General features: G+C 42.0%; 13 protein-coding genes. 11 read left to right on the top strand and 2 right to left on the bottom strand.

Going from position 1 to position 15,404, the window contains the following annotated elements; all coding sequences use genetic code 11:
- Positions 1-62 precede the first annotated feature (62 nt).
- Positions 63-671: a multifunctional acyl-CoA thioesterase I/protease I/lysophospholipase L1 gene (tesA, locus tag VRUMOI_RS14940; RefSeq protein WP_089138841.1), complete on the bottom strand. Its 609-nt coding sequence runs from the start codon at positions 669-671 to the stop codon at positions 63-65.
- On the opposite strand from tesA, the gene VRUMOI_RS14945 reads away from it, so the two are divergent.
- The 3 genes from VRUMOI_RS14945 (at position 670) to VRUMOI_RS14955 (ending at position 5,767) form a co-directional block, all read left to right on the top strand.
- Entirely contained in the window at positions 670-1,458 is a 789-nt protein-coding gene (locus VRUMOI_RS14945) for an ABC transporter ATP-binding protein (protein ID WP_089138840.1), read from the top strand. The two genes, tesA and VRUMOI_RS14945, sit on opposite strands and share 2 nt — an antisense overlap.
- 8 nt (positions 1,459-1,466) lie before the next feature.
- A complete protein-coding gene (locus tag VRUMOI_RS14950) occupies positions 1,467-3,905 on the top strand; it encodes an ABC transporter permease (RefSeq protein ID WP_408646312.1) in 2,439 nt (812 codons plus the stop codon).
- 404 nt (positions 3,906-4,309) lie between these two features.
- Positions 4,310-5,767: an FAD-dependent oxidoreductase gene (locus VRUMOI_RS14955; RefSeq protein ID WP_089138838.1), complete on the top strand. Its 1,458-nt coding sequence runs from the start codon at positions 4,310-4,312 to the stop codon at positions 5,765-5,767.
- On the opposite strand, the gene VRUMOI_RS14960 is transcribed toward VRUMOI_RS14955, so the two are convergent.
- Positions 5,760-6,701 (bottom strand): endonuclease/exonuclease/phosphatase family protein, encoded by a 942-nt coding sequence (locus VRUMOI_RS14960; RefSeq protein ID WP_089138837.1) that lies wholly within the window; start codon positions 6,699-6,701, stop codon positions 5,760-5,762. The genes VRUMOI_RS14955 and VRUMOI_RS14960 overlap by 8 nt on opposite strands.
- A 278-nt stretch (positions 6,702-6,979) precedes the next feature.
- On the opposite strand from VRUMOI_RS14960, the gene nrdD reads away from it, so the two are divergent.
- From nrdD to modA, 8 genes are all read left to right on the top strand, one after another.
- On the top strand, positions 6,980-9,109 hold the full coding sequence (gene nrdD, locus VRUMOI_RS14965) for an anaerobic ribonucleoside-triphosphate reductase (protein ID WP_408646305.1): 2,130 nt from the start codon (positions 6,980-6,982) through the stop codon (positions 9,107-9,109).
- A 20-nt stretch (positions 9,110-9,129) separates the two neighbouring features.
- Entirely contained in the window at positions 9,130-9,615 is a 486-nt protein-coding gene (nrdG, locus tag VRUMOI_RS14970) for an anaerobic ribonucleoside-triphosphate reductase-activating protein (protein ID WP_089138835.1), read from the top strand.
- 127 nt (positions 9,616-9,742) lie between these two features.
- Positions 9,743-10,927, top strand: coding sequence for an amino acid aminotransferase (locus tag VRUMOI_RS14975; protein WP_089138834.1), 1,185 nt, complete (start codon positions 9,743-9,745; stop codon positions 10,925-10,927).
- A gap of 56 nt (positions 10,928-10,983) precedes the next feature.
- Entirely contained in the window at positions 10,984-11,688 is a 705-nt protein-coding gene (locus VRUMOI_RS14980) for an ATP-dependent zinc protease family protein (RefSeq protein WP_089138833.1), read from the top strand.
- 105 nt (positions 11,689-11,793) lie between these two features.
- Positions 11,794-12,177, top strand: coding sequence for an SMU1112c/YaeR family gloxylase I-like metalloprotein (gene gloA2, locus VRUMOI_RS14985; protein WP_089138832.1), 384 nt, complete (start codon positions 11,794-11,796; stop codon positions 12,175-12,177).
- A gap of 17 nt (positions 12,178-12,194) precedes the next feature.
- Positions 12,195-13,676, top strand: coding sequence for a cobyric acid synthase (locus VRUMOI_RS14990; protein ID WP_174208822.1), 1,482 nt, complete (start codon positions 12,195-12,197; stop codon positions 13,674-13,676).
- Between the two features lie 35 nt (positions 13,677-13,711).
- Complete coding sequence (locus tag VRUMOI_RS14995) at positions 13,712-14,506, top strand: TOBE domain-containing protein (protein ID WP_089138831.1); 795 nt, start codon at positions 13,712-13,714, stop codon at positions 14,504-14,506.
- Positions 14,507-14,602: 96 nt separating this feature from the next.
- Positions 14,603-15,397: a molybdate ABC transporter substrate-binding protein gene (gene modA / locus VRUMOI_RS15000; protein ID WP_231897561.1), complete on the top strand. Its 795-nt coding sequence runs from the start codon at positions 14,603-14,605 to the stop codon at positions 15,395-15,397.
- The last annotated feature ends 7 nt before the right edge of the window (positions 15,398-15,404 follow it).

Below are 15,404 nucleotides of genomic sequence, written 5' to 3' on the forward strand. Positions count from 1 at the left end.
CTCTGATTTAAGTCGACTTTTTGTGAACCATTCATGAGTGAAAAGAGTATTGAGCTTTGTATTCATAGAATGGATTGAAGCTGAGTGGCCATGAACTGGGCGATCCATGGTTGAGCCTCTGATTTTGGGTGTAGACCATCTTTCATCATCCACTCTGGTTTTACGATGACATTTTCGAGAAAAAATGGCAGTAACGGAATGTCTTGCTGCTTGGCTACCTCAGGGTATAAATTAGCAAAAGCTTGTGTGTAACGCTTGCCATAATTAGGTGGCACCATAATTTGCATTAACGCGACCTGACTACCGGCTTCTTTACTTTGCTGAATAAGCTGATTCAAGTTACGTTGAATCGTAGCAGGAGGGAAGCCGCGTAAGCCATCATTGGCACCAAGTTCAATCAATACCCAATCGGGCTGGTGTTGTTTGAGTAGTGATGGAAGTCGTTGTAAGCCATTACCTGTCGTGTCACCAGAGATACTGCCATTAATAACATCGGCTTCAATTCCTTTTTGCTGTAATTCTTTTGGTAGTAGTGATGGCCAACTTTGCTCAATCGGCATTTGGTACCCAGCACTTAGACTATCGCCTAAGATTAAAATAGTGGTTTTTACCGCAGCCTGTGTGACGGAAGAAAAGCACAGCACTAATAGTAAGGATAACAATCTCATCATGTCTCAATCACCTATAAAAGATCCATCTATAAAAAACGCAGCAGAGAATGACGGCGTAAACTTGAGTGTAAACCCATATTCGTCTACTCGATCACCTGAGTTCCATGATTCAAACCAAATAGTCATCCAAGCTCAATCTGTGTCTAAATCAGTCTCTACTGAGAAAGAACATTTAACCATATTAAAACAAGTGAACCTAGCCATTCGTGCTGGAGAAAGTGTTGCGATTGTCGGTACTTCTGGCGCAGGTAAATCGACCTTGATGACCTTGCTCGCTGGACTAGATGTTCCAACTCAAGGCGAAGTGAGTTTGCTTGGTAAGCCTTTATCGACACTCGATGATGAGCAACGTGCAGCGTTAAGAAGTGATTCTATAGGGTTTGTGTTTCAAAGTTTCCTACTTATCCCAACCTTAACGGCATTAGAAAATGTCACTTTGCCTTGTTTATTAAAAGGTGAAAAGGAAGACATTGAAAGAGCAACCCAATTACTCACCGAAGTAGGCTTAAAAGAAAGATTAACGCATACCCCGAGCCAACTGTCTGGGGGAGAACAGCAGCGTGTGGCTTTAGCTCGCGCCTTTATGATCAAACCGACGATTTTATTTGCTGATGAACCTACAGGTAACTTAGATCAAATTACCGCGGCTAATATCATTGAACAGTTATTTGAACTCAATAAAGCGCATAAAACGACTTTGGTGTTAGTGACTCATGATAATGATTTGGCCAAACGCTGCGATCGAACGCTTCACATGCAAGCGGGTGAGCTGGAGGAGCGGGCATGAAGCCAAATATAAAGCGATTGCCGAATCGAGAATTATTGAGGTGGAGTTGGCGTGAAATTAAACAGGGACAACTGTGGCCGATTGCCATTGCCTTAACTCTCATTATTGCTTGTGTATTTGGTTTAGCCGCATTGGCCGATCGCATGGATCAAGTGGTGGAAACTCAGGGGAAAAACGCCTTGACCGCCGATACGGTATTTCGGTCATCCAACCCATTGCCAGACAGTTTATTAACGCAAGCTTCCCAGCAGCAAGTTAAAACGGCGACACTGACACGCTTTGCCACCATGGCATTTAGTGATAACAGCATGCAATTGGTGACAGTGAAAGCGGTGGATAGTCAATATCCTTTGCGTGGTGAAATGCTGCTTTCTAATGCTTCTGGTCAAGCTAATCACGTACAAGCTAATCAACTGTGGTTAGAGCCGAGAGTCATGCAACAACTCAAGGTTAAGGTGGGTGACAGTGTCACTATTGGCGATGCGGATTTTGTGGTGAGTGGGGAAGTATTGCAAGAGCCAGGATTGGCTTTTAATCCATTTCAGCAAATGCCGAGTGTGTATATACATCAATCTGATGTGGACAAAACAGGCGCGGTGCAGTTAGGAAGTCGAGTCAGCTTTCGTTTGTTTATTAATGGTGATGAGCAACAAATCGCTCAAATTAAACAATCGGTTGAGTTAACCCCAAGTGATCGCTGGGTTGATGAAGATTCACAAAGTCGAACCTCTGAAGTGTTTAATAAAACCAAGCAATATTTGTCATTAACTGTCGCGATTGTCGTCGTAATGGCTGCAATAACATTGGTATTAACTTGTCAGCATTACGTATCGAGCCGACGCCAGACCATTGCGATGCTCAAAAGCCTAGGCGCGCAACGCCCTTGGTTGATCCGTTGGTTGAGCATTCAAATTGGCAGCTTATTTGCCATAGGAATCGTGTTTGGCTCATTAATTGGTGTATTTCTTGAAATGGTCTTGCGCATTCCTTTAACCGACGTTTTACCTGATCCGCTACCGAGTTATGGCTTGATGCCGTTTTTATTATCCGTGGGTACGTGTTTAGCGATTGGTATTCCCGCGCTCGGGATCCCTTTGATTGGCTTGTTAAATACTTCTGCCGCATCAGTCATGCAGCCTAGTCAGGGAAATATTCCTCAAAAAGCGTGGCTACTCACTTTATTACCATTTGGTTTGTTGATGTTAGTGTACGGCGGCAATACGCTGGTTTGGATCGTGCTTGCCAGCATTCTAGTGCTCTTTGTGATCCTTGGAGTGATTAGCTTATTGATTGTGAAAGGTTTACAAGGTTTACCTGCGTCCCCAGCATTGAAACTAGCGTTAAGTCGTATTAATCGTTCTTCGATTGCGAGTGGTATTCAGTTTGGTGCCTTAGCCCTATCATTAATGTTGATTGCGATCATTTGGCTAGTGCGCAGCGATCTACTAAATGACTGGCAACAAACTTTGCCTCAAGATGCCCCAAATGTGTTTGCGCTCAATATTGCCTCCTATGAAAAGGATCAATATCTACAAGAGATTGATGCTCAGAAGTTAACTCGTTCCGAGGCGTATCCCATCATTCGAGGCCGCTTAAGTGAGATTAATGGTGTTGAAGCGAAAGAGTATGCCGATGGCGAAGACAAGAGTGATTCATTACGTCGTGAGTTAAATTTCACTTGGGCGGAAACCTTGCCAGAACGTAACGACTTATTAGAAGGTGAATGGGGCGAGCCCGCGAGTGTTTCCGTTGAATCTGATGTTGCCAATGATCTTGGGTTAAAGATTGGCGATACCTTAACGTTTGTGATTAGTAGTCAAACCGTCAAAGCAAAAGTAAATACCATCCGTAAAGTGCATTGGCGTGAAATGAAGCCGAACTTTTACTTTATTTTCTCACCTGATGTTTTAAAAGATATTCCAGCAACTTGGCTTGTAAGTTTTAAAGCGCCTGAAGGGAATAGTGCAAAAACGGATGCTTTCTTAAATACGATGGCGAGAGATTTTCCAACCGTAAGTTTAATGGATATTCGAACGATGGCTGGCAAAATTCAGGTGCTGCTGACCCAAATAGTGTGGTCAATTACGGTACTTGCCGGTTTAGCTGTGATTGCCGGTTTATTGCTGATATTCACTTTACTGCGTTTAAGTCTTTCACAAAGGCAAGATGAGATACGTTTGTACCGAACGTTGGGTGCCAGTAAAAAGCGCATCAACAAAACCGTGTGGTATGAATATGGCATCATGGCTTTGATAGCAGGTTTGGTGGCCAGCTTTGGCGCAGAGTCGAGTGTTGCTAGCTTAATGAAATGGGGCTTTGAACTTGAGCCTACTTGGCATTTTGCACTGTGGGTAACTTTACCATTGCTCGCATTTGTGACGTTAGCGCTAGTGCTTCGGACACTTATTAAGCAATTACTTATCCCTGTTAATAAATTGGGTTCTTAGAATCGCGATGAATAAAAAAGGTAGTTATCCACAAAAACGGTGGATAAATATTGGGATAACTTCATTGTGAAAATTAACCAATCCGCTTGTAAGCCTCGGCAGGGATTGCTTAGCGGATTTTGGTTATTCACAACATCGATTTTTTGTAAAAGTGAATAGAATCGGTCAAGTGATTTTTTATATTTTTTTGAGTGAAATATCAGAGTTAATATAAGAAAATTAGCTGAGGAAAAATCGCACGCTAATCCAGCGATAACTCCTACTTTTTAACCACTTGGTCGCCCATGATTAAAATTTAGTTCGAAATATCCGACTAAAGTGGTAGGGTATTGTCAGTTCAAATAGATTGTGCCTATTCGCCAACTTGGCTTGGGTATTATTGTTGTAGGAATTATCGATTACATATGGCTTATCCACACATTGGTATTATTGGTGGCGGTATTGCTGGGGCAACGGCAGCATTGCACTTTGCTGACCTTGGGCTTCAAGTGTCTATATTCGAACAGGGACCAAGTTTGGTGGATGGTCCGCCGATTTGTCATTTGCATGCTGGTGGTAACTTGTATCGTGAAATCTCTCAGCAGCAATGTGTTCAACTGCTAAAAGAATCGATTGAGACGGTTAAATTATATAAGCATACGATGAATGTGCGCCCGACAGTGATTGCGGTTCCGATTCAAGATAAAGGGCAGCCTGAAGACTTACTTCCTCGTCTACAGGTGATTAAAGAAGCGTATCAGTCGCTTGTTGAACAAGACAGCAGTAATCAAGTGCTCGGTGACCCTCAACATTATTTCAAACTTTACTCACAGCAAGAACTCGAACGATTATCTAAAAGAGATGTTCCCAATCCTGATTCGCTTACCGAGCAAAGTTTAGATGAATGGATGATCCCATTTGCGAAAAGTGTCGATCTTAATACGTTAAAATTCCCCGTTGTGTTAGTGCAAGAATACGGTCTAAGTGTGTTCCGTTTATCGGCAACCGTGAACCTTGCCCTAGGCCAGCTACCGAATTGTCAAATATATACTCAAACTCAAGTTATCGGCGTTGAAGCTCAAGATAAACAATGGACGATTCATCACACATCGTATGATGCTAACCAATCTGTTCATACACCAGAACAGGCGACCACCGTTGATTATTTGATTAATGCATCAGGCTATCAAACCGGTGTGGTTGATGACTGGATAAACGCACCTCGTTCACGTTTAGTGGAATTTAAAGCGGCTTATGTTACGCATTGGCAAGAAGGCAGCGCGTTATGGCCAGAAGTGATCTTTCATGGTGAGCGTGGTACGCCACAAGGTATGGCGCAATTAACGCCGTACCCAGATGGTTATTTCCAATTGCATGGTATGACAGAAGACATCACACTCTTTGAAGATGGGGTTGCACACTCTACTGAAGAAAGCTCGCAGCCCAAGTTACCGGTGCATCTCGTTAATAAGATCATTCACGGTTGGAGTGAAGAGCAGCAAACCATTCGAACCAATAAAGCCATTCAGCACATGGCGCAATTTATCCCCAGTTTCGCAAGCGCAACACTTGGTGGTAAACCTTTATTTGGCGCACAACAAATTCCGGGGACCGATATTACCTTACGTGCCGCGAGTGTATCGTTCGCGGGTGATAATTATGCTCGTATGGAAATCGTCAAAGCCTCATCCGCGTTAGAAGCGGCTAAACAAATTGAAGAGCAAATGCGAGAGTGCGGTTTTTATGACGAACGTCAGCTCACTCAACAAAACATAGCTTCACAACTGACGATTGAACAGGTTTTAGATACGGCATGTACATTAGCCGAACAACGTCATTACCCACTGGCTCTTGCCAAAGTGGGTGGGGTTCAATCTAAATAGTGTTGGCTGAGATGAAATCGATATCGCTGACCACCGGGCAATGATCGCTTAAGTGATAATTCAACGCTTCTTGTTTAGTAAATGCTATCTGTTGTGTCTCATGCACCTGACTTGGTCGGCTAACTATAATATGGTCAATTAAGCTAGGGTAGCGATAGAGTTGATTGGGGTTCCGGTTTGATTTCACCTGGCATATCGCCGGTGTTGCTTGAGTTGCTAATTGCACTTTTTCATTTAGTTTTGCCGTTAATTGTTGCCACATCCAATCGCCTTGGTAAGCAAGGTTATGATTAAAATCCCCTAAAACAATAAAAGTCTGTTGCTTTTCAACTCGCGCCGCTAACCATTGATTTAATCTATCAGTCTGATCCGATAACTGTTGGCAAGAACGTGAACGCTTTTTCTTGGCCGCGCAACCATGCTTTAAATGTACCGATAACAAATGCAAATCAGGTCGGTTGGCTTGTTGTATCACAATATATGTGGCGAAGCGTAGTTTAGCGTTATTTAATAGCTCGATATCTTGAGGATCGACAATCTTGCCTTGATTTCTGATGAGCCACTTTTCGGATATTGCAAAACCGGTATATTGGTTGACCCCTTTAAATTGAAGATTGGAGTATTGTGGCTTAGCGCGATCTGAGAGATAGATGCGATAATCCTCTCCAACCACTTTATGAATGGCCGCGATAGAGTCTACTTCTTGGAACGCGAGAATGTCTGGTTTGATTTGGCCAAACTTCATAGTTAATGCATTAAAATCTTGTGCTTTTCTCTGGCTCTCTTTAATAGAATTCGTTGGAGAAGTCGTAAGCCATTCTAAATTCCATGTGCTTATTTTTATCGGTTGAGTTGTGTTAACTTCTGCCGAAACTGGCAATGAAATACAACTAAAAAGATAAACGTAAGCGAAATATTTCCATTGTATTTTCATTTGTAGATGGTTTCTCACAAGTTAATAAATTCGATAGCAAATTGAGTGAAAAATTTAACATAACGAAGCGGGTTAGTGTGTTTATTCAGCATATTATTTTGAATTTTGTGAGCAAAAAGACTTGCAAAAAATCTCTTTATTATTCCCCTGACAACCTTTGATTTAGATCAAGATCGACCTAGCGATAAAATCGATAATGGCACAACATATTGTGTTTCATGCTTTATTTGTGTCTATATCATGAATGTTTATTAGAGGGCAGAGTTAGGATGGGTCAGTTGATTGTTATAAAAAGGGATGGTTCTAAAGCCTCGTTTCAGCAAGATAGAATCGTGGCTGCAGTACTGAGTGCAGCAGAGAAGGCGGACGATCGTTTAAAGGAATATGCACAACAATTAGCTGGCTGTGTTGAGCAGAGATTGATCGAAACTCAAGCTGACTATCCTGATGGCATTCATATCCAAGATATTCAAACCATGGTTGAAAATTACTTGATGCAGGGTGAGTTTAAATCGCTGGCGCGTCATTACATTGAATATCGCCATGATAGAGATCTTGCGCGTGAAAAAAGCAGTGCGCTGAATAAAGAAATAGAAGGCCTGATTGAGCAAAATAATACCGATTTACTCAATGAAAACGCGAATAAAGATGGCAAGGTTATTCCGACTCAACGTGATCTTCTTGCGGGTATTGTGGCTAAACACTATGCGAAACAACACATTTTGCCACGGGATGTCGTGAATGCTCATGAATCTGGTGACATTCATTACCACGATCTAGACTACGCACCATTTTTCCCTATGTTTAACTGCATGTTGATTGACCTTGAAGGGATGTTAACGCGCGGCTTTAAGATGGGTAATGCTGAAATAGATACGCCAAAATCAATCTCGACCGCCACCGCGGTGACAGCGCAAATTATTGCCCAAGTGGCTAGCCATATTTATGGCGGTACAACCATTAACCGTATTGATGAAATCCTTGAACCTTATGTACTTGCTAGCCATCAAAAGCAATTAAAATTGGCGCAAGAGTGGGACATTCCAAATCCTCAAGAGTTTGCGCGTACCCAAACAGAGAAAGAATGTTATGACGCTTTCCAGTCGCTAGAGTATGAAGTGAATACGCTGCATACCGCAAATGGGCAAACACCATTTGTGACCTTTGGTTTTGGCCTGGGTGAATCGTGGGCGTGTAAGCTCATTCAATCGTCTATTTTACGTAATCGTATTGCGGGCCTTGGTAAAAACCGAAAAACAGCGGTATTCCCTAAATTAGTGTTTGCGATTCGTGATGGTTTAAACCATAAACTAAGCGACCCTAATTATGACATTAAACAACTGGCGCTTGAGTGTGCGACCAAGCGTATGTATCCGGATATTCTTAACTACGACAAAGTTGTCGAAGTGACGGGATCATTTAAAACGCCAATGGGTTGCCGTAGTTTCTTAAATACTTATAAAGAAGACGGTAAGTTGATTCACGATGGTCGTAATAACCTTGGTGTTGTGAGCCTCAACTTGCCACGTATTGCCATTGAAGCTCAAGGGGATGAATCACGTTTTTATGACATATTAAAAACTAAGCTTCATCTTGCTAAACGCGCACTGGATACCCGAATTCATCGTCTAGAAAATGTTAAAGCTCGTGTTGCGCCCATTCTGTATATGGAAGGGGCATGTGGTGTGCGCTTAAACGCTGATGACAATATTGCTGACATCTTTAAAAATGGTCGAGCTTCTATCTCATTAGGCTATATTGGTGTTCATGAAACCGTTGCTGCGTTATTTGGTACGGAAACTCATGTTTATGATGATGATATCTTGCGTTTGAAAGCGATTAAGATCATTGATTTCATGAAGCAATATGTTGAAACCTGGACTAAAGAAAGCGGTTATGCCTTTAGTTTATACGGCACACCAAGTGAAAACTTATGTAATCGTTTTTGTCGTTTAGATGCGAAACAATTCGGTGTGATCGAAGGCGTGACCGACAAAGGCTATTACACTAATAGCTTCCATTTGGACGTACAAAAGAAAGCCACACCGTACGATAAAATTGATTTTGAAATGCCATATCCTGAAATCTCAAGCGGTGGTTTTATCTGCTATGGGGAGTTCCCGAATATGCAGCATAACGTTGAAGCATTAGAAAACGTTTGGGATTACAGCTATAGCCGTGTGCCTTATTACGGCACTAACACGCCAATCGATGAATGTTATGAATGTGGTTATACCGGTGAGTTTGAATGCACAAGCAAAGGCTTCACGTGTCCTAAATGCGGCAACCATGATTCAAGCAAAGTGTCAGTAACGCGTCGCGTATGTGGGTACTTAGGTAGCCCAGATGCACGACCATTTAATGATGGTAAGCAGGAAGAAGTGAAGCGTCGCGTAAAACACCTATAAGTGTTGCTCAGAGAGTTACCATGAATATTTCTCAATACTACCCAGTCGATGTGATTAATGGGCCCGGGACACGTTGTACTTTGTTTGTTTCTGGTTGTGTGCATCAATGTAAAGGGTGTTATAACCAAAGTACTTGGTCGTTGAGCGCGGGAGTCGAGTTTACCCAAGAAAATGAAGATGCGATTATCCGTGATTTGCAAGATACACGAATATTTCGCCGAGGGTTGTCTTTATCTGGCGGTGATCCTCTGCACCCGCAGAATTTGTCGGTAGTATTAACGTTAGTTAAGCGAGTGAAGCGAGAGTGCCCAAATAAAGACATTTGGATGTGGACAGGTTATACCTTGGCAGACTTAAACGATTCACAAAAAGAAGTCGTGAATTATGTTGATGTGCTGGTGGATGGTAAGTTTGAGAAAGCTCTGGCCGATCCTAGCTTGCAATGGCGAGGAAGCAGTAATCAGGTGGTTCATTATTTGACGGAAAATCTGATTTTAGATAAATAAGAGTCACATTTTAAATATTTCAGCAATATCACATTATAAAATCGACCGGATCCTGAAAATCTCGTCGATTTTTTTTTGCTCTGGTGGTAATTTGAATTTTTATCATTTATCACAGGGTTGTGTATTCATGCTTTCTCACTTATCCGCTCCGCAGCAAGATCCTATTTTGTCACTTTCCGTGGCTTATCGTAATGATCCCCGTCCAGAAAAAGTCGATTTAGGCATTGGTGTTTATAAAAATAGCCAAGGTCAAACACCAATCATGGCTGCCATTAAACAAGCTCAGACTCAGCAGGCTCAAGAGCAAACCACCAAAGCGTATGTTGGCTTAGCGGGCTGTGAAGAGTTTAACCAATGTATGGTGGATTTATTGTTAAAAGACACGGCGGCGTATTCTCGTGTGTCTGCCATTCAAACGCCGGGCGCGAGTGGCGCACTGAGAATGCTAGGTGATTTATTGAAAATTGCAGAGCCAGAAACGACGGTGTGGATCAGCAACCCTAGTTATGTCAATCACCGTCCTGTTATGGAAGCGGCAGGATTGAAAGTGCGTTTTTACCATTACTTTAACCCTGAAACTCGTCAGGTCGATTCAGCTAAAATGCTAGAAGACCTTGCCCAAGCTGGCCCGAAAGATGTGGTTTTACTGCATGGATGTTGTCATAACCCAACGGGGGCAGACATCACTGTTGATGATTGGAAAGCCATTACTGAATTAGCCCAGAAAAATGGATTCACACCATTTGTTGATATTGCCTATCAAGGTTTTGGTGATGGTTTAGCGCAAGACATTGTTGGCTTACAACATATGGCCAATAATGTCGAAGAGATGCTGATCACCACTTCGTGTTCGAAGAATTTTGGTTTATATCGTGAACGGACTGGCGCAGCGATTGTTATTGGTAAAAACTTACAAGAGGCCAATAATGCGAAAGGCAAACTGCTAACGCTAGCTCGTTCTACTTATACGATGCCGCCAGATCATGGTGCAGCATTAGTGAAAACGGTATTGCAAAGTGAACATTTGACTCAGCAATGGAAAGCCGAATTAGTGGAAATGCAGCAACGTTTAGTTGGTTTAAGGCAAGCCTTGTGTCAAGAGTTGGTTAATAGCCATAAAAATGACCAATTTGAGTTTATAAAGTCACACAAAGGCATGTTCACTGTGTTAGGCTTTTCGCCTGAAAAAATGACGCAATTGCGTGAAGAATATGGAATTTATGGCGTTGGTGATGGCCGTATTAATATTGCAGGGTTGCAAGAAAAAGACATACAATATGTCGCAAATGCGATAAATACATTAGCTAAATAAACTTAAGCTCAATCAATATCATTGGGCATAGGTACAAATATAAAAGGTTATTGAACATGAAAAAATGGGGCTTTTTTCTTCCCGCGTTACTGTCCGTTGTGATTGTTGGTTGTTCAACAACGCCTGAACAATCATCAGGTACATCAGATGCTAGTAAAGCCGAGACAACGACCTCTGACAATGCCGTTAGTACGAAACCTGCTGCAAAGCCAGAGTTGTCTCCTATGGAAAAACACCCGAATGTTAAACCTATGCCAATGCCTACGGTGAAACCACAAAAACCAAAAGCGCCAGCCACTGTCACCTCGGGTGAAAAAAGCGCAGATGGCAAATTGATCTTAGGTCAAAAAGAATGGGTTCACATTGAAGGTTTAAATGTGAACGTTGTCGCTCGTATTGATACAGGCGCAACGACTTCTTCCGTGAGTGCGGTTGATGTTATTGCTTTTGAGCGTGATGGCAAAAAATGGGTGAAATTCAAACTCGCTCATGGCAGTAAAGAATCGAAAGAATTAGAACTTCCGGTTGTTTCTACTAAATTTATTCGTCAATCTAGCTCAGATGAAACATTCGAACGTTACGTGGTTGAAGGTTGGATTCAAGTCGGTGACTTAAAAGTGAAAACACCATTTACATTAGCGGATCGCACACACATGGATTTCGGGTTGCTACTTGGCCGTAGTTTCTTCCGTGATGTCGCAATTGTTGATGTGAGTCGTGAATTTGTTCAGCCTAAAGTTTCATTAGATGCGACCAAGTAATCACTGAATGTCATGATTGCTTGTCATGAAGAGTGTTAAAGCCTCCAGAATTGGGGGCTTTTTTCTATTTATTTTTATTGAGTCGATTAACGGTAAGGATATGAAATGTTTAATCAAATTGATCATGTAGCGATTATTTGTTCCGATTATATAAAGTCGAAGCATTTCTATACGGATATTCTGCAATTTAAAGTTGTGCAAGAAACCTACCGTGAAGCACGTGATTCTTATAAGTTGGATCTGCAAGTCTCAGCTACCACTCAAATAGAACTGTTTTCGTTTCCCAATCCACCCGCGCGAGTCGATCGCCCTGAAGCATGCGGGTTACGTCATTTAGCTTTTTCTGTGGATGATATAGAGCAATGTATTGACTACCTTGAATCTCATAACGTGGCGTGTGAACCGATTCGAATCGATGAACTCACTGGAAAACAGTTTACCTTCTTCAACGATCCAGATGGTCTTCCTCTCGAGCTTTACCAATCTTAATTACTGGCGACTCTACAATGTTAAAACCGATTCAAGCGTTAATGGTACAAGGCACCACTTCTGATGCAGGCAAAAGCGTGCTGGTGGCAGGTTTATGTCGCGTGTTGATGCGTAAAGGCGTTTTGGTCGCGCCATTTAAATCGCAGAATATGGCGTTAAATAGTGCGGTCACTAAAGATGGCGGTGAGATTGGTCGAGCGCAAGCCTTGCAAGCTTTTGCCTGTGGTGTTGAACCTAGTGTTCACATGAACCCCATTCTATTAAAGCCCAATACCGATATGAAAGCGCAAATTATCGTACAAGGTAAAGCGCTGCCAACAGAAGCGACTTTGGGCAATCTATCCTATAAAAATTACACCATGCCTTATGTGTTGGATTCATTTGCTCAACTGAACCAAAAATTTGATTGTGTATTAATTGAAGGTGCAGGGAGTCCAGCGGAAATTAACCTGCGAGAAAACGATATTGCCAATATGGGCTTTGCGGAAGAGGCTGACGTGCCGGTGATCATTGTCGCCGATATTGATCGTGGTGGGGTATTTGCCCATTTATATGGCACGCTCGCTTTATTATCCCAATCAGAACAAGACCGCGTGATTGGTTTTGTCATCAACCGTTTTCGTGGCGATATCGAGTTATTAAACCCAGGATTAGACTGGCTAGAACAAAAAACCAGTAAGCCTGTCATCGGGGTATTGCCGTATTTGCATGGTTTAGAGCTTGATGCCGAAGACGCCGTTGATAGCCAACAAACAAAAAATGAGCAGACAAAACTCACCGTATTTGTGCCGGTGTTACCTCGCATGAGTAACCACACTGATTTTGATATGTTTAAGCATCATCCAGAGATTGATTTTCAGTTTCGTTATCAAGGACAAAGCTTGATAGGGGCTGATTTGGTCATCTTACCTGGCAGCAAATCGGTACGAGCTGATCTGGAATTTTTGCAGCAGCAGAATTGGCATAAAGAGATTGAAAAACACTTACGTTATGGCGGCAAACTCATAGGTATTTGTGGCGGTTATCAAATGCTAGGTAACATCATTAGTGATCCCGATGGCATTGAAGGTCCAGCAGGTTATTCGGATGGGTTAGGTTATTTGAAATTAGATACTGTGCTCAAACCGCATAAATCATTAACGCAAGTAACAGGATCAATATCTTTAGTTGAAGGAAAAGCGGCTAATATCATAGGTTATGAAATTCATGCTGGTGAGACACTTGTTGATTTACAACAACCTATATCCATAAACACTGACTCACATGATAAAAAATATGATGGTGCCTTATCGGATGATGGTATGATCTTTGGCACTTACTGCCACGGTATCTTTGATTCTCCGGCGGCTTTTGAACATATTCTTGAATGGGCTGGAGTGAGTGATTTGCAAGCGATTAATAGCCGTGAGCAACAACAAATTAAATCGCTGGATCGTTTAGCCGATAGTATCGAACAAAATTTAAATCTAGCCTTACTTTGGCCGGAGCTGTTTAGCTGAGATTAGCTCCTGACATCTTATATCAAGGTACTTCAATGGAATTAGAAGCATTACTAACATTAAATACCAATCAGAAATTGTTCGCTAACCCTAAGCGAATTGCTTTGCTTGAACAAATTGGTGTATCTGGTTCTATTTCACAAGGTGCGAAGTTAGCAGGATTGAGTTATCGGGCGGCTTGGAATGCAATTAATGATATGAATCTAGCATCACCTCATTTAGTTGTTTCTAGTGAAACCGGTGGGAAAGGTGGCGGAGGTGCAAAGTTAACTGAATTTGGCATTCGCTTGATCAAGGTTTATAGCCTGATGAATGAGATGCAGTCGATGGTGATGAAAGCCTTGATGGATACCAATGTCACGACTGAAAGCTTATTAGATATACTGGGGCATTTTAGCTTAAAAACCAGTGCAAGAAACCAGTTGAAAGGACGGATCACACGAATTGAATCTCAAGATGTGAAAGACCGTATTGTGGTCGAGCTTAACCAAGGCAGTGAAATTTCAGCTATTATCACTCGTGTTAGCACAGAGCAGCTTCAACTTGAGATTGGCAAAGAGGTGTTGTTGCTGTTTAAAGCGCCATCAGTGACAATTTCACAAACATCGCAAAAAACCGATAAAAATCAATTAAAAGGGAAGCTCATCCATCTCACGCAAGGTGACGTGAGCAGTGAAGTATTTTTAGATATTGGTGATGGCACATTGTTATATGCTTCTGTGACACACCAATCATTAGAAGAAAATACATTAAAAAATAACACCTTACAGCTCGATAATACTTACTACGCATCTTTTGAACCAAGCCAGATCTTAGTGACCTGTTTATAATCCTACTTATTTTATTTTGCTTATAGAGTCAGTTTTGCGTATGATTCACCCATCGTTATGCACTTAAGTATACAGCGTTTGTTTTTAGAGGATTCCATGAAAAAAACATTCACCAAAAAGCCATACATGAAAAAGTTAGCACTTTATACGTTAGGCTTATCGGCTTTGTGCTCATCACTTTCAGTGTTTGCGGCTGAAATTAATGTTTACGCAGCCTCGTCAATGACAGATGTTATTAAAGAGCTAGGGCAAAAGTATCAAGCGGAAACCGGTGACACGATTGTCCCTGTATTTGCAGGGTCATCCACCTTAGCGCGTCAAATTGAACAAGGCGCACCTGCGGATGTGTTTATTTCAGCGAATCCCAAATGGATGATTTATCTTGAAGATCAAGGCATGACGACCAAAGGTCAGGTCACGGATCTTGTGGGCAATAGCTTAGTGCTAATTGGCTCTGAAGAGGTGAAAAGTGCGCAAGTAGATGCAGGTACTTTTAAAGAACTGCCTAAATTATTGGGTGAACATCGTTTAGCGGTAGGTGAACCTCAAAGCGTACCTGCAGGCATGTATGCCAAAGAAAGCCTTGAAAATATGGGGCTATGGAGTGAATTAGCGTCTAAAACGGCACCAAGTAATAATGTCCGCATCACTATGTCTTTGGTGGAGCGCGGTGAAGCCCCATTTGGCATCGTGTATAAAACCGATGCTTTAATGAGCCAAAAAGTATCGATCATTCAAACGTTCCCAGAAAGTACGCATTCTCCAATCATATACCCAGCGGTTGCGTTGAATGATAAAGCGACCAGTCAGGCTTTTTTCAACTTTTTGAAGAGCCAGCAAGCGAGCGATACCTTTATCAAATATGGTTTTACGCCACTTGTGGCCCAATAAATTTAAT

It is taken from the genome of Vibrio rumoiensis (assembly GCF_002218045.2).
GTDB lineage: Bacteria > Pseudomonadota > Gammaproteobacteria > Enterobacterales > Vibrionaceae > Vibrio > Vibrio rumoiensis.

Bases quoted from the DNA above. Each gene is read 5' to 3' on its own strand.
- VRUMOI_RS14955 (WP_089138838.1), top strand. From the start codon at position 4,310: ATGGCTTATCCACACATTGGTATTATTGGTGGCGGTATTGCTGGGGCA.
- gloA2 (WP_089138832.1), top strand. From the start codon at position 11,794: ATGTTTAATCAAATTGATCATGTAGCGATTATTTGTTCCGATTATATA.
- VRUMOI_RS14990 (WP_174208822.1), top strand. From the start codon at position 12,195: ATGTTAAAACCGATTCAAGCGTTAATGGTACAAGGCACCACTTCTGAT.
- nrdG (WP_089138835.1), top strand. From the start codon at position 9,130: ATGAATATTTCTCAATACTACCCAGTCGATGTGATTAATGGGCCCGGG.
- VRUMOI_RS14995 (WP_089138831.1), top strand. From the start codon at position 13,712: ATGGAATTAGAAGCATTACTAACATTAAATACCAATCAGAAATTGTTC.
- tesA (WP_089138841.1), bottom strand. From the start codon at position 671: ATGATGAGATTGTTATCCTTACTATTAGTGCTGTGCTTTTCTTCCGTC.
- VRUMOI_RS14980 (WP_089138833.1), top strand. From the start codon at position 10,984: ATGAAAAAATGGGGCTTTTTTCTTCCCGCGTTACTGTCCGTTGTGATT.
- VRUMOI_RS14960 (WP_089138837.1), bottom strand. From the start codon at position 6,701: ATGAAAATACAATGGAAATATTTCGCTTACGTTTATCTTTTTAGTTGT.
- modA (WP_231897561.1), top strand. From the start codon at position 14,603: ATGAAAAAAACATTCACCAAAAAGCCATACATGAAAAAGTTAGCACTT.
- VRUMOI_RS14945 (WP_089138840.1), top strand. From the start codon at position 670: ATGTCTCAATCACCTATAAAAGATCCATCTATAAAAAACGCAGCAGAG.
- VRUMOI_RS14975 (WP_089138834.1), top strand. From the start codon at position 9,743: ATGCTTTCTCACTTATCCGCTCCGCAGCAAGATCCTATTTTGTCACTT.